Source organism: Rhodococcus sp. 05-2254-2 (genome assembly GCF_002259095.1).
Lineage (GTDB): Bacteria > Actinomycetota > Actinomycetes > Mycobacteriales > Mycobacteriaceae > Rhodococcoides.
Genome location: NZ_NOZJ01000019.1, coordinates 503165 through 517195, shown reverse-complemented (window position 1 = coordinate 517195; position 14031 = coordinate 503165). Strand labels below are relative to the sequence as shown.

Below are 14031 nucleotides of genomic sequence, written 5' to 3'. Positions count from 1 at the left end.
GCAGACACTCAGTCAACAGGAGAGGCAAGATGACGACCTCAGTTACGTCAGGATCGGCACTCACCGTGGAACACCGCGGTGGAATCGACTTCAAGGTCGCGGACCTGTCCCTCGCGGAATTCGGCCGCAAGGAAATTCGGCTCGCCGAGCACGAGATGCCCGGTCTGATCGCGCTGCGTCGCGAATACGCCGACGTACAGCCGCTCAAGGGAGCGCGAGTTTCGGGATCGCTGCACATGACCGTGCAGACCGCGGTGCTGATCGAGACGTTGGTTGCGCTCGGAGCCGAGGTGCGGTGGGCGTCGTGCAACATCTTCTCCACCCAGGATCACGCAGCAGCGGCCGTCGTCGTCGGACCGTACGGCACCGTCGAGGAGCCCAAGGGCGTCCCGGTGTTCGCGTGGAAGGGCGAGAGCCTCGAAGAGTACTGGTGGGCGGCGGAGCAGATGCTCACCTGGCCCGATCAGCCCGCCAACATGATTCTCGACGACGGTGGCGACGCCACGATGCTGGTACTGCGCGGCGCGCAGTTCGAGAAGGCAGGCGTGGTTCCGCCGACCGACGACGATCACGATTCGGACGAGTACAAGGTGTTCCTCGGCCTGCTGCGTCGTTCGCTCGAGGCATCGAAGTCCAAGTGGACCGAGGTTGCCGAGTCCGTGCAGGGCGTCACCGAGGAGACCACCACCGGCGTGCTGCGGCTGTACCAGTTCGCAGCTGCGGGTGAGCTCACGTTCCCCGCCATCAACGTCAACGACTCGGTGACCAAGAGCAAGTTCGACAACAAGTACGGCACCCGCCACTCGCTGATCGACGGCATCAACCGCGGCACCGACGTCCTCATCGGTGGCAAGGCCGTTCTGGTCTGTGGCTACGGCGACGTGGGCAAGGGCTGCGCCGAGGCGCTCAAGGGCCAGGGTGCACGTGTGACCGTCACCGAGGCCGACCCGATCAACGCCCTGCAGGCGCTCATGGACGGCTTCGACGTGCGCACGGTCGAGGAGTTCATCGAGCAGGCCGACATCGTGATCACCTCGACGGGCAACCTGTCGATCATCACGTTCGAGCACATGCGCAAGATGAAGCACCAGGCCATCCTGGGCAACATCGGCCACTTCGACAACGAGATCGACATGGCCGGTCTGGAGAAGGCCCCCGATGTCACGCGGATCAACATCAAGCCGCAGGTCGACGAGTACCAGTTCAAGGACGGGCACTCGATCATCGTGCTGTCCGAGGGGCGTCTGCTCAATCTCGGCAACGCCACGGGCCACCCGTCGTTCGTCATGAGCAACAGCTTCTCCAACCAGGTCATCGCTCAGATCGAGCTGTGGACCAAGCCGGACGAGTACGACAACGAGGTCTACCGCCTGCCCAAGCACCTGGACGAGAAGGTCGCGCGAATCCACGTCGAAGCGCTCGGCGGCTCGATCACCAAGCTCACCAAGGAGCAGGCCGAGTACATCGGCGTCGACGTCGAGGGCCCGTACAAGCCCGAGCACTACCGCTACTGACCGCACCGTCAGTGGGAAAACTGTTCGTCATCGAAGGAGTCGACGGAGCGGGCAAGAACACGCTCGCCCGTCGGCTCGTTTCGGCGTGGGAACGCCAGGGCCTGTCGGTCGAGCGCATCGGGTTTCCCCGGTACGACCGGTCGGTGCACGCCGATCTGGCGGCCGAGGCGTTGCACGGCGAGCACGGTGACACCGCGGGCAGCGTGCACGCGATGGCCCTGTTGTTCGCGCTCGATCGCCGGGACGCGGGCGACGAGATCCGAAAGTTGCTCCTGGACAACGACATCGTTCTCCTCGATCGGTACGTGGCATCCAATGCCGCCTACACCGCGGCTCGGCTGGAGCAGTCCGCGGACGGCGAGGCCGTCGAATGGATCAGGTCGCTCGAATTCGACCGATTCGCCGTGCCCGTTCCCGATGTCCAGATTCTGCTCGACGTCCCGGTGGCGCTCGCCGCCGAGCGTGCGGCGGCCCGTGAGATTGCGGATGTCGCTCGAACCCGGGACGCCTACGAGAGGGACGGCTCATTGCAGAGCCGAACCTCGGCTGCGTACGGCAGGCTCGCGGCCTCGCACTGGGTGTCACCGTGGCGAGTCGTCACCGCCGACGTCGATCCCGATCGACTCGCCGCCGACATGTTCAATCAGCCATCAGGCGTTCGGAAAGTGACACCATAGGACCATGAAGCCTCGGATTCTGGTTGTGGACGACGATTCGGCTCTGGCGGAGATGCTCACCATCGTGTTGCGCGGTGAGGGGTTCGAGCCTTTCGTGGTCGGCGACGGTACCCAAGCACTGGCGGCCGTGCGCGAGAACCGGCCGGATCTGGTGCTGCTGGATCTGATGCTTCCCGGCATGAACGGCATCGACGTCTGCCGCGTCCTGCGTGCCGACTCGGGCGTGCCGATCGTCATGCTGACGGCCAAGACCGACACCGTCGATGTCGTACTGGGTCTGGAGTCCGGTGCGGACGACTACATCATGAAGCCCTTCAAGCCGAAGGAACTGGTCGCTCGTGTTCGTGCGCGCTTGCGCAGGACCGAAGACGAACCCGCCGAACTGCTGTCCATCGCGGACATCGTCATCGACGTGCCCGCCCACAAGGTCAGTCGCGGTGACGAACTCGTCTCCCTCACCCCGCTCGAATTCGATCTGCTGGTGGCACTGGCGCGCAAGCCACGTCAGGTGTTCACCCGAGAGGTGTTGCTCGAACAGGTCTGGGGCTACCGCCACGCGGCCGACACCCGGTTGGTCAACGTGCACGTGCAGCGTCTGCGCGCCAAGGTCGAGAAGGATCCGGAGAACCCCGAGGTGGTGTTGACCGTGAGGGGGGTCGGCTACAAGGCCGGACCGCCGTGATCCGTTTCTCCCATTCTCGGCGGCGAATCAACGGCAAGTTCTCTCCCGTACTGCGTTGGTTTCGTTCGCTGAGTACGTCGCTGGGCCATGCCTGGCGTCGATCACTGCAGCTGCGCGTCGTCGTGTCGACGCTGACCCTGTCCCTGGTGGTCATCCTCATCCTCGGGGTCGTGCTGACCTCTCAGATCACCGATCGGCTGCTCGAAGCGAAGCTGTCCGCAGCCACCGAGGAACTCGACCGCTCACGGACCACCGTCGAGGGCAACCTCGCCGGAGCCGACGACTCGAGCGGGCTCGCGACGCGCCTCGAACGAGCCAGGGCGGCGCTGACCAACCAGGACCTGGACGCCGCGTCGACCACCGGGTCTGCGGGATCGTTCGATCCGGTCCTGATCGTGGAAGGCGACGCCACCCGCGCGGAGGCCTCGGTGGGCCCGGTCGATCAGATCCCGAACAGCCTGCGCGACTTCGTCAAGAAGGGCCTGATCAGCTCGCAGTACGCGACGGTGACCGACAGTGACGGCGGGTACTCCGGCTCGGCGCTGATCATGGGATCGCCCACCGGATCCGACATCTCGGCCCTGCAGCTCTATCTCATCTTCCCGTTGGCCAGCGAGGATCGCACGCTCTCGCTCGTGCGCGGCACGTTGTTCATCGGCGCGGTGGTGCTGCTGGTGCTGCTCGCGGCGATCGCGATGCTCGTCGCACGTCAGGTGGTTCTGCCCATTCGTTCGGCGTCGAGGATCGCGGTGCGGTTCGCCGACGGCAGGCTCAAGGAGCGCATGCCGGTCCGCGGCGAGGACGACATGGCCAGACTCGCTATGTCCTTCAACGAGATGGCCGAGAGTCTGTCCAAACAGATCACCCAGCTCGAGGAATTCGGTAACCTCCAGCGCCGATTCACCTCCGACGTCAGCCACGAACTGCGCACCCCGCTGACCACCGTCCGGATGGCCGCAGACCTCATCCACGACGCCAGCGACGACCTCGAGCCTGCACTCAAGCGATCCTCGGAGCTGCTGGTCAACGAGCTCGACCGGTTCGAGACCCTGCTCGGCGACCTGCTCGAGATCAGCCGCCACGACGCGGGCGTGGCCGAGCTGGCCGCCGAACAGCTCGACCTGCGAATGTGCGCCCGAGCGGCAGTGTCGACCGTGCGGCACCTGGCGCGCGAGACCGGCACCGAAGTGATCGTCGACATGCCCGAAACGGCAGTCATCGCCGAGGTCGACCCCCGACGAGTGGAACGGATTCTGCGCAATCTGCTGGCCAACGCACTCGACCACGGCGAAGGCAAGCCGGTCCTGCTGCGGCTGCGCTCGGACGCCGACGCAGCCGCATTCGTCGTGCGCGATCAAGGAGTCGGTCTGCGGCCAGGCGAAGAGAAGCTGGTGTTCAACCGGTTCTGGCGCTCGGATCCCTCCCGCGTTCGACGGTCCGGGGGCACCGGCCTGGGGCTGGCGATCAGCGTCGAGGACGCCCGCTTGCACGACGGTAAGCTCGAGGCGTGGGGAGCACTGGGCGAAGGCGCATGCTTCCGACTCACTCTGCCGCTCGTGCGCGGGCACAAGGTGATCGGATCCCCACTGCCCCTCAAACCCAGTACCAAGAAGTTCGCACAAGGACAGCCGATTCCCGCGATCACCGCAGCCAAGACAGCCACGTCGGAGCCCGCGACGTGATCTTCTCGTGCCGTCGCACCCGAGTGCTGGCGATGTGCGCGCTCGTCGTCGCCCTCGTGGGCGGCTGCGCCAGCCTGCCCGAGTCGTCCAGCCCCCAGGCCATCGGCACCCTGACCGCCGGTGCCGTTCCCACCAGCGCCCCGGCCCCCGAGCCGGGACGTGAGCCCGATCGACTACTGGACGACTTCTTCGAGGCCAGCGCCGTCTCGGCCAACAGACACCAGGCCGCCCGGCAGTTTCTCACCGAGGAGGCGTCGGGAACCTGGGACGACGGCGCGCGGACGGTCGTGGCGGATCGAATCGACACCCTGTCCGGTCCACGAACCGCAGATACCGCGCAGTTCACGATCCGCTCGGCGACGGCCGGGATGCTGGCCTCGGGCGGCGAGTACCAGGCCGGATCGGACACCTTCGACGCTGCGATCGAGATGGCACGGGTGGACGGTCAGTGGCGGATCTCGAAACTGCCGCCCGGTGTCGTCATCGATCGATCCGCTTTTCTGAACACTTATCAGCAGCGATCGCTCTACTTCGTCGATCCGCTCGGTGGCGTACTCGTGCCCGATGTGCGGTGGACCAGCGGATCTCAGGACCAGCTCGCCAACCAGCTCGTACAGCTGCTCATCGACGGCCCCAAGTCCGCACTGTCGGCCGCGGTGAGCAACGAACTGTCCGACGACGTGAGTATTCGCGGGCCCATCACCAAGGCCGATGGTCAGACCTCACAGGTGGGGGTGGGACTCGGTGGTATCAGAATCGATTTCGGCGGCCTGCAGAACAAAGGTGATCGCGATCGCGAACTGCTTGCCGCGCAAGTGATCTGGACCCTGGCCTCGGCCGAGGTGGCCGGGCCCTACGTGCTGCTCGCCGACGGTCAACCGATCGACACGACCAAGCCCGACGGGTGGACGACCGCAGGCGTGGACTCGTTCGATCCGCTGGGCAGTACCGGCGACGGTGTCGGACTGCACGCACTCGCGTCCGGCACATTGCTTCGCGTCGACGAGGCGGAGACCACGCCCGCTCCCGGGTACTTCGGGCAGGCCCGCAATCTGCGCTCGGTGGCCCTGTCCAACGACGGCACGCTCGTGGCAGGAGTTGCGGACACCGGACGGCCCGCCCCTGCGCCGTCGAGCACGCTCATGGTCGGCAGCTACGACGGCGGCGCGTTTCCCGTGGCCGAGGGACAATCGATCACTCGACCCACCTGGGGAGCCGACGACAACGCAGCCTGGGCGGTGATCGACGGCACCAACGTCATCCGGGCCGCCCGCGATCCCTCCACCGGCCAGGTGTCGGTGGTACCCGTCGAGGCCACCGCCGTCACGACACTCGGCAACCGGATCACCGAACTGCGACTGGCCCGCGACGGCGTGCGAGCTGCGCTCATCGTCGACGGCGTCGTGTACGTGGCAACGGTGGTGCGCGAGCCCTCGGGTGTGTACTCCCTCACCGAGCCGAGGGCCGTGGCCATCGGACTCGGTAGCGACGCCACGAGTTTGGACTGGAGCACCGGCGACACCATCGTGATCGCGCGGGTCGCGACCGACTCCCCGGTGGTCCAGGTGAGCGTCGACGGATCCCGGATGGATCCGTTGCCGTCACGCAACCTGACCACCCCGGTGTTGGCGGTCGATGCCTCGCCGGAAACGGAGTACGTGGCCGATGCACGGGCCGTGTTCGCCCTCAACAACTCCGATCCGGTCGGCGACCGGTACTGGCGTGAGGTCACCGGTCTGGCCGGCGTGAAAGCTGTGCCCATTCTGCCCGGCTGACGTCGGTCGCAGATCTCTGTCGGTGGGCCGGGGCAGACTCCGCATCCATGCGGACGCTCTTCGATCTGGTTCTGCCCCTCGAGTGCGCCGGGTGCGGTGTGCCGGGGGAGCACTGGTGCGGAGGGTGTTCTCTGGCCCTGTTCGTCCCGCCCGTTGCCGTTCGGCCACGAGTCGATCCCGGTGTGCCCTGCTGGTCCCTGGGTACGTACAGCGGGCCGCGCCGCAGTGGTGTGATCGCGCTGAAGGAGCGAGGTCGGCGGTCGGTGGCCCGGCCTTTCGGGCGAGCGCTCGCCGAGGCCGTCGGACATCTACGCGACGCGGGTGAGATCGATCCACCGGAGCTGAGTTCGCTGATTCTGATCTGCGCGCCCTCTCGGGCTCGTGCGGCGCGGGCTCGTGGAGGCGATCCCGTTCTGCGATGCGCTCGAATCGCCGCCGAGCAGTTGGCACCCGAGCGTGTGCTCGTTCCCGAGTTGCTCCGCATGACCGGTGGAGTACGTGATTCGGTCGGACTGTCGGCGGGACAACGACAGCACAACGTGGCAGGGCGGATCGAGGCCGTCGGGCTGGCTCGTTCGCACGCCGACGCACGCGTGACGCCATCGGCGGAATTCACCGTTCTGCTGATCGACGACGTCGTCACCACCGGTGCCACGTTGGCCGAATGTGCAAGAGTGCTAACCGATTTCGGAGTCCCGGTAGCCGGAGCGCTGGTGGTGGCGAGTGCGTGACGGCGGAGGGGAAGGACACGCCGACAACCAATTCGGGGTGAACGGTGGCACACGAGTCGATGACCGACTAACGTCGCGGACACGCACCGACTGGACCAGATGTGAGGTGATGCCCCGGACTTTGATGCCGGAAGGTTCCCCATTCGGCATGCACACTTGCCGCGTCCAACAGTGGGCGTGGCCGATATCGGGAGGTACGCGTGACGACCCCTTCACAAGCCTCGGTTTTCTTCGACGAGAAGCCCTCGGAAGAACCCGCCAAGAGCAATGCGGACGTCGTGGTCAAGGGCCGCAACGTCGAGATACCGGATCACTTCCGGATATACGTCTCCGAGAAACTGGCTCGCCTCGAGCGCTTCGATCCCTCCATCTACCTGTTCGACGTCGAACTGCAGCACGAACGAAATCGCCGCCAGGCCAAGGCATGTCAACGCGTGGAGATCACCGCGAAGGGCAAGGGCCCGGTCGTTCGAGCCGAAGCGTGCGCCGACAGTTTCTATGCCGCACTCGAAGCGGTGACGTCGAAACTCGAGAGCAGACTCCGGCGCACCAAGGACCGTCGCAAGGTTCACTACGGCGAGAAGCGGCCCGTGTCCGTTGCCGAGGCCACTGCCGAACTCGCCGAGGACGACACGCTGGCACTCGACCCCGACACGAAACTCGACACCTTCGAGGACGACCAGAGCGGCCCGGGGCACATCGTGCGGACGAAGACCCACTCGGCCGCACCGATGAGCGTCGACGACGCACTGTACGAAATGGAACTCGTGGGCCACGATTTCTTCCTGTTCCACGACAGCGCAACCGATCGCCCCTCGGTCGTGTACCGACGGCACGCCTTCGATTACGGCTTGATCAGACTCACCTGACCGGACCGATCGGGACGGTTCGACACGTTCGCCGTCCGTGAAATCTTTTCACCGCTGCAGGCTCGACGCCGGAGACTCGATCCCCACGTCGGGCCTGCAGTGCTGTGTCGGTGTTGTCCGAATGGCCGACCGGCGATCTCCGACGACCGATAGTCGGGCTGCCGGGTTCACAGCGACACCGCCTACCATGGACGCGTTCGGGTTACCCGCCGCGCAGATGTCGTGGTGAAGAACCCGTGAGCTCGTGCAGTATGCAGTGTTGTTCGTACCAGTACCAGTACCCGTGAACCGAGGATCGAGGACGAGAAAGCCCGTGCCGTCGCTGTCGTTTTCCAAGCTGCTCCGTGTCGGTGAAGGTCGCATGGTCAAGCGGCTCAAGAGCATCGCCGACCACGTCTCGACCCTGTCTTCGGACGTCGAGAGCCTCTCCGACGACGAACTGCGCGGCAAGACCGCGGAGTTCAAGGAGCGGTACTCCGCAGGCGAGACCCTGGATCAGCTCCTGCCCGAGGCCTTCGCCGTGGCCCGTGAGGCGTCCTGGAGAGTGCTGTCGCAGCGGCACTTCGACGTACAGGTCATGGGCGGTGCCGCTCTGCACTTCGGCAACATCGCCGAGATGAAGACCGGTGAGGGCAAGACACTGACGTGTGTTCTCCCGGCTTACCTCAATGCCATCTCCGGCGAGGGTGTGCACGTGGTGACGGTCAACGACTACCTCGCCAAGCGCGACTCGGAGTGGATGGGCCGCGTGCACCGCTTCCTCGGTCTCTCGGTCGACGTGATCCTCTCCGGCATGACCCCGGTGGAACGCCGCGCCGCGTACGCCGCGGACATCACTTACGGCACCAACAACGAGTTCGGTTTCGACTACCTGCGCGACAACATGACGCACTCGCTCGACGACCTGGTGCAGCGCGGCCACAACTTCGCCGTCGTCGACGAGGTCGACTCGATCCTCATCGACGAGGCCCGTACACCGCTGATCATCTCGGGACCGGCCGACGCGTCGAGCAAGTGGTACGGAGAGTTCGCCCGTATCGCGCCGATGCTCAAGGTCGACACCCACTACGAGGTCGACATCCGCAAGCGGACCATCGGTGTGCACGAGGCAGGCGTCGAACTGGTCGAGGATCAGCTCGGCATCGACAATCTGTACGAGGCCGCCAACTCACCGCTGGTGAACTACCTCAACAACGCGATCAAGGCCAAAGAGCTCTACACCAAGGACAAGGACTACATCGTTCGCGACGGCGAGGTCATCATCGTCGACGAGTTCACCGGCCGCATCCTGGTGGGACGCCGCTACAACGAGGGCATGCACCAGGCGATCGAGGCCAAGGAGAAGGTGGAGATCAAGGCCGAGAACCAGACTCTGGCCACGATCACGCTGCAGAACTACTTCCGCCTCTACGACAAGCTCTCCGGCATGACCGGTACCGCCGAGACCGAGGCCGCCGAGCTCCACCAGATCTACGGTCTGGGCGTCATTCCGATTCCGACGAACCGTCCGATGGTTCGAGTGGACAACGGCGACCTGATCTACAAGACCGAAGAGGCCAAGTTCGACGCGGTCGTCGACGACGTCGTCGAGCGGCACGGCAAGGGCCAGCCGGTCCTCATCGGCACGACGAGCGTCGAGCGCTCGGAGTACCTGTCGAAGCAGTTCACCAAGCGCGGCGTCGCACACAACGTGTTGAACGCGAAGTTCCACGAGCAGGAAGCGACGATCATCGCCGAGGCGGGCCGGCAGGGCGCGGTGACCGTCGCGACCAACATGGCCGGACGTGGTACCGACGTCGTGCTCGGCGGCAACCCGGACATCCTCGCCGACCTGAAGCTCCGGAAGCAGGGCTTGGACCCGGTCGAGACCCCCGAGGAATACGAGGCCGCCTGGGAGCCTGCGCTGGAAGAGGTCAAGGCGCAGGTCAAGGCCGATGCCGATACCGTGCGCGAGGCCGGTGGGCTGTACGTCCTCGGTACCGAACGGCACGATTCGCGCCGCATCGACAACCAGCTGCGAGGCCGCTCCGGTCGTCAGGGTGACCCGGGCGAATCGCGTTTCTACCTCTCTCTCGGCGACGAGTTGATGCGTCGATTCAACGGCGGCGCACTCGAATCGATCATGACTCGGCTCAACCTGCCCGACGACGTCCCGATCGAAGCCAAGATGGTGTCCAAGGCCATCAAGAGTGCTCAGACGCAGGTGGAGCAGCAGAACTTCGAGATCCGCAAGAACGTTCTCAAGTACGACGAGGTGATGAACCAGCAGCGCACCGTCATCTACGAGGAGCGCCGCCGCATCCTCGAAGGTGCGGACATGGAGGGCCAGGTCGAGGGCATGATCACCGACGTGATCACCGCCTACGTCGACGGTGCCACCGTCGAGGGCTACGTCGAGGACTGGGATCTGGAACAGCTCTGGACCGCGCTGAAGACTCTCTACCCGGTGGGAATCGACCACAAGGTCCTCTCCGGCGAGAACGAGGACGGCGAGAAGGGCGACCTGACCCGCGACGAATTGCGTGAGGCGCTGCTCGAGGACGCGCGATCGGCGTACGCCAAGCGCGAGGCCGAGATCGACGGTATCGCCGGCGAGAACGGAATGCGCGAACTCGAGCGTCGAGTTCTGCTGTCGGTTCTCGACCGCAAGTGGCGCGAGCACCTCTACGAGATGGACTACCTCAAGGAAGGCATCGGCCTGCGCGCGATGGCGCAGCGCGACCCGCTGGTCGAATACCAGCGTGAGGGCTACGACATGTTCCAGGGCATGCTCGACGGCCTGAAGGAGGAGTCGGTCGGCTTCCTGTTCAACCTGCAGGTCGAGGCCACACCGGCTCCGGCAGGTCCGGCAGCCTCTGCAGGTCTCGCAGTGGCTCCTGGACTGTCCTCTCCGGTGGGCTCCGGCCGCCCGGCAGCGACACCCGCCGCAGCACCTGCACCGACGGCACCTGCACCGACGGCACCTGCACCGACGGCTCCCGCACCCACCGCTCCGGCACCTACTGCTCCTGCGGTGCCCTCGGCGCTGCGGGCGAAGGGTCTCGACGAGCAGGAAGACCAGAGACTGACCTTCTCCGGTCCGGCCGAGGGCGGCGGCACTGCCGTTCGTCGATCCGGGCCGACCCCGACCGGCAGCGAGTCCGCGGCCGAGGGCACCCGCCGCGAGCGTCGCGAGGCGGCGAGAACTCAGAGCAAGGCCCCCAAGAAGGCAGCTCGCTCCAAGCGCAAGAGGTAGTACACGACGGTCGCGTCGCCGCGGGGCGACGCGACCCTCACCCCACTCGCAACGACGTGACCGTCCACCCGGGGCGGCGCGGGTCGATGGCGAGCTCGATTCGGCCCGCGAAGGCGAACATACGTGGGCCGCGAGTGTACGAGCCGAAGATCTCCGCCGAGACATCCGACTGATACGCCACATGCACTCGACGCACTGCGGCGAAACCGAGTCGCCTTCCTGGCGGTGGGTTTCGCACTATGGTCCGCACCAGGTCGATCATCGAGGCGGTGAACAACGGCGACAGCTGGTCTGCGCTGCGTCGACGATCGATCACCTCGATCATCATGCGCATCGCCCGGTCGGCACTCGAGCGCGCATCGGCGGGCACCGTCGGCCGGCCGGGAGGCTCGATGCGCCGTCGAGAACGGTTGCTGCGCACGGAGGGTCGGTGTCGGGCGGGCGGCGAATCGGTGATCGCCGCTGGATCCCACGTGTGCACGGCACCGGAGCTGAGCGGCGGCTCGAACGGAGCGGCACGCGAGAGAAAGCAATGATGTTCGGCGCGGAGTTGCGAGCCCGGGGCCGAGGTGTCCGCGATGTGCGGCGGGTCGTTCGATTCGATGACGCTCACACCGACATTGACGGTCCGAGCGCGCGTTCGGTTCCCGTCGAAACCCGGGAACAACACGCGACACGGTCCTCGAACGACCCCGAGAGCGACATTCGTCCGCCACGTACTCTAGGTTCGAGCACACTGCGCGCTCGGCCACAGGAATCGGCGCGTACTTCACGCGAGGACGGGGACTGGAACACGCGATGGCGACCAGGCTGACAGCGCAGGATGCGTCGTTCTATTTTCTCGAGGCCAGTAGCAGCCCGATGCACCTCGGGTCGCTCGCCATCTTCCGGACTCCGCGCAGTGGATTCAGCTACGACCGTCTGCTGTCGTTGGTCGAGCAACGCCTGGCATTGGTTCCCCGGTACCGGCAGAAGGTGCGTGAGGTCGCCTTCGGGCTGGCCAGGCCGGTGTGGGTCGACGACGCGGATTTCGACATCACCTACCACATCCGCCGTTCGGCACTACCCAAGCCGGGTTCGGACGATCAGCTGCACGATCTGATCGCGCGGCTGACCTCGCGCCCACTCGATCGCACCCGTCCGCTGTGGGAGATGTACCTGGTCGAGGGGTTGTCGAAGAATCGTTTCGCCGTCTTCACCAAGTCTCACTCGGCGCTGGTCGACGGTGAACACGCGCTCGACATCGGTCAGGTCATACTCGATGCCAGCAAGAATCCGCCGCCGATGGCCGAGGAACTCTGGATGCCCGCGCGCGAGCCCAAGGATTCGGCGTTGGTCATCGATGCTCTCACCGACTTGGTGGTACGTCCGGGGGAGAGCGTCGAGGCACTGCGCGGCGCGGTCCACGGCGCTGCCGGTGTCGCGGGTGGGGCCCTGCGGGCCGCAGCGAAGGTCGCGGCCGTGCTGCGCACCGCGACCCAGAGCGCGCCGTCGAGTCCGCTGAACGCCCCGATCTCGCGAAACCGCAGATTCGCGGTGGCCAAGACCGAGCTCGCCGACTATCGCAGAGTGCACAACAGGTTCGGCTGCTCGATCAACGACGTGGTGCTCGCTGTCGTCACCGGGGCACTGCGCAATTGGTTGCTCTCCCGAGGCGAGCCCGTCACGGCGTCCTCCACGGTGCGGGCCATGGTGCCCATGTCGGTGTACGTCTCGGTCGATCGGGTCGGTTTCGGAGATGCGGCCGATCGGCCGATCGATGCGACGGAGGAAGATCGCAGCGAGGTCTCGTCGTTTCTAGTCGACCTGCCCGTCGGTGAATCCAATGCCGTGGTGCGGCTCTCGCACATTGCGCACGCCACCGAGGCCCACTCCAAGCAGAGTCGCGGCGTCACCGCTCAGACCTTGATGCGCATCTCCGGATTCGCGCCTGCGAGCCTGCACGCGATGGGCGCGCGAGCGGGTAGTCGGCTGTCCCAGCGGGTGTTCAATCTGATCGTCACCAATGCCCCCGGACCACAGTTCCCGCTGTATGTGGGCGGTGCGCGCATGCTCGAGATGTATCCGGTGTCGCCGCTGTTCGAGAACCAGGCGATGAGCATCGGGCTGACGTCCTACGACGGCTACGTGTTCTTCGGGCTCAATGCAGATCGAGGTGCCATGCCCGATGTGGACGTCGTCACGGCGCTTCTGCACGAGGCGCTGGAAGAGTTGGTCGACGCGAGTAACGAATCGAGAGTGTGAGGTCTTCTGTCATGCGTGTCTACGTTCCGGCGACGCTGGAGTTCTTGAAAGTGCTGTCGGCGGAGGGCGAGTTCAGCCCGGTCTCGCGCACGGCCTTCGCGGTGACACCGAGACTGCGTGAGGCCTATTCGTCCGGCGACGACGAGGAGCTCTCCGAGGTGGCGATGGGGGAGGCCGCCCGGGCCTCTCTGCGCTTGATCGCCGCAGCAGTCGACGACGAGACCGACACCGGGACAGTCGCCGAAGGGGTGGTGTATCGGAGGGCGGTGATCGCGGCCGATGTCGACGATCCCACTCTGCGTCCCGATCTGGACGACGCCGTCGTCCGCCTCAAAGAGCCGTTGCGGATGGATCAGGTCGCGTCGGTCCACGTCGATCTCGAAGGTGCCGAATCGGCGGTCGCCAAGGCCGTCGCCGCGGTCGATGCCGCGGACATGGGAGACGAGGATGCGGAGTTCGTGCTGGGAGATGCCGAGGATCACACGCTCGCGTGGTACGCCCCGCAAGAGTTGTCGTTTCTGCTCGAACTGCTGTGATTCCGTCGTGTTCGTTCGCGCACGATTCACACCGACACAGGTGTTCCCGAACCCGAACCTACGGTAGCGTAACCTCGATGACCGCA

11 protein-coding genes are annotated in these 14031 nt (G+C 65.7%); 10 read left to right on the top strand and 1 reads right to left on the bottom strand.

Annotated features, from left to right (window positions below; genetic code table 11):
• Window positions 1-29 precede the first annotated feature (29 nt).
• From ahcY to secA, 8 genes are all read left to right on the top strand, one after another.
• Window positions 30-1514, top strand: coding sequence for an adenosylhomocysteinase (gene ahcY / locus CH283_RS22130; protein ID WP_068045695.1), 1485 nt, complete (start codon window positions 30-32; stop codon window positions 1512-1514).
• An 11-nt stretch (window positions 1515-1525) separates the two neighbouring features.
• Entirely contained in the window at window positions 1526-2191 is a 666-nt protein-coding gene (locus CH283_RS22125; RefSeq protein ID WP_094642318.1) for a dTMP kinase, read from the top strand.
• Window positions 2192-2195: 4 nt separating this feature from the next.
• Window positions 2196-2873 carry an MtrAB system response regulator MtrA gene (mtrA, locus tag CH283_RS22120; protein ID WP_027496508.1) on the top strand — a complete coding sequence of 226 codons (678 nt, stop codon included), beginning with the start codon at window positions 2196-2198 and terminating at the stop codon, window positions 2871-2873.
• Entirely contained in the window at window positions 2870-4555 is a 1686-nt protein-coding gene (gene mtrB / locus CH283_RS22115; protein ID WP_068045690.1) for an MtrAB system histidine kinase MtrB, read from the top strand. The genes mtrA and mtrB overlap by 4 nt, the downstream gene beginning before the upstream one ends.
• Entirely contained in the window at window positions 4552-6330 is a 1779-nt protein-coding gene (gene lpqB, locus CH283_RS22110; protein WP_373454865.1) for an MtrAB system accessory lipoprotein LpqB, read from the top strand. Before mtrB ends, lpqB begins: the two co-directional genes overlap by 4 nt.
• Window positions 6331-6377: 47 nt before the next feature.
• Window positions 6378-7061 carry a ComF family protein gene (locus tag CH283_RS22105; protein ID WP_094642317.1) on the top strand — a complete coding sequence of 228 codons (684 nt, stop codon included), beginning with the start codon at window positions 6378-6380 and terminating at the stop codon, window positions 7059-7061.
• A gap of 200 nt (window positions 7062-7261) precedes the next feature.
• Window positions 7262-7930: a ribosome hibernation-promoting factor, HPF/YfiA family gene (gene hpf, locus CH283_RS22100; RefSeq protein WP_068045673.1), complete on the top strand. Its 669-nt coding sequence runs from the start codon at window positions 7262-7264 to the stop codon at window positions 7928-7930.
• Between the two features lie 313 nt (window positions 7931-8243).
• Entirely contained in the window at window positions 8244-11165 is a 2922-nt protein-coding gene (gene secA / locus CH283_RS22095; RefSeq protein ID WP_094642316.1) for a preprotein translocase subunit SecA, read from the top strand.
• A 37-nt stretch (window positions 11166-11202) separates the two neighbouring features.
• Here the strand turns inward: secA and CH283_RS22090 are convergent, their stop codons facing one another.
• On the bottom strand, window positions 11203-11778 hold the full coding sequence (locus tag CH283_RS22090) for an Rv3235 family protein (protein ID WP_141215337.1): 576 nt from the start codon (window positions 11776-11778) through the stop codon (window positions 11203-11205).
• 185 nt (window positions 11779-11963) lie between these two features.
• Here CH283_RS22090 and CH283_RS22085 point away from each other — a divergent pair, with 185 nt between their 5' ends.
• Complete coding sequence (locus CH283_RS22085) at window positions 11964-13409, top strand: WS/DGAT/MGAT family O-acyltransferase (protein WP_094642314.1); 1446 nt, start codon at window positions 11964-11966, stop codon at window positions 13407-13409.
• A gap of 11 nt (window positions 13410-13420) precedes the next feature.
• Window positions 13421-13945 (top strand): DUF6912 family protein, encoded by a 525-nt coding sequence (locus tag CH283_RS22080; RefSeq protein ID WP_094642313.1) that lies wholly within the window; start codon window positions 13421-13423, stop codon window positions 13943-13945.
• Window positions 13946-14031 lie beyond the last annotated feature (86 nt).

What these genes read in the sequence shown, in the direction of transcription:
- ahcY (WP_068045695.1), top strand. Translation starts at nt 30, where the DNA reads ATGACGACCTCAGTTACGTCAGGATCGGCACTCACCGTGGAACACCGC.
- mtrA (WP_027496508.1), top strand. Translation starts at nt 2,196, where the DNA reads ATGAAGCCTCGGATTCTGGTTGTGGACGACGATTCGGCTCTGGCGGAG.
- CH283_RS22105 (WP_094642317.1), top strand. Translation starts at nt 6,378, where the DNA reads ATGCGGACGCTCTTCGATCTGGTTCTGCCCCTCGAGTGCGCCGGGTGC.
- CH283_RS22085 (WP_094642314.1), top strand. Translation starts at nt 11,964, where the DNA reads ATGGCGACCAGGCTGACAGCGCAGGATGCGTCGTTCTATTTTCTCGAG.
- CH283_RS22080 (WP_094642313.1), top strand. Translation starts at nt 13,421, where the DNA reads ATGCGTGTCTACGTTCCGGCGACGCTGGAGTTCTTGAAAGTGCTGTCG.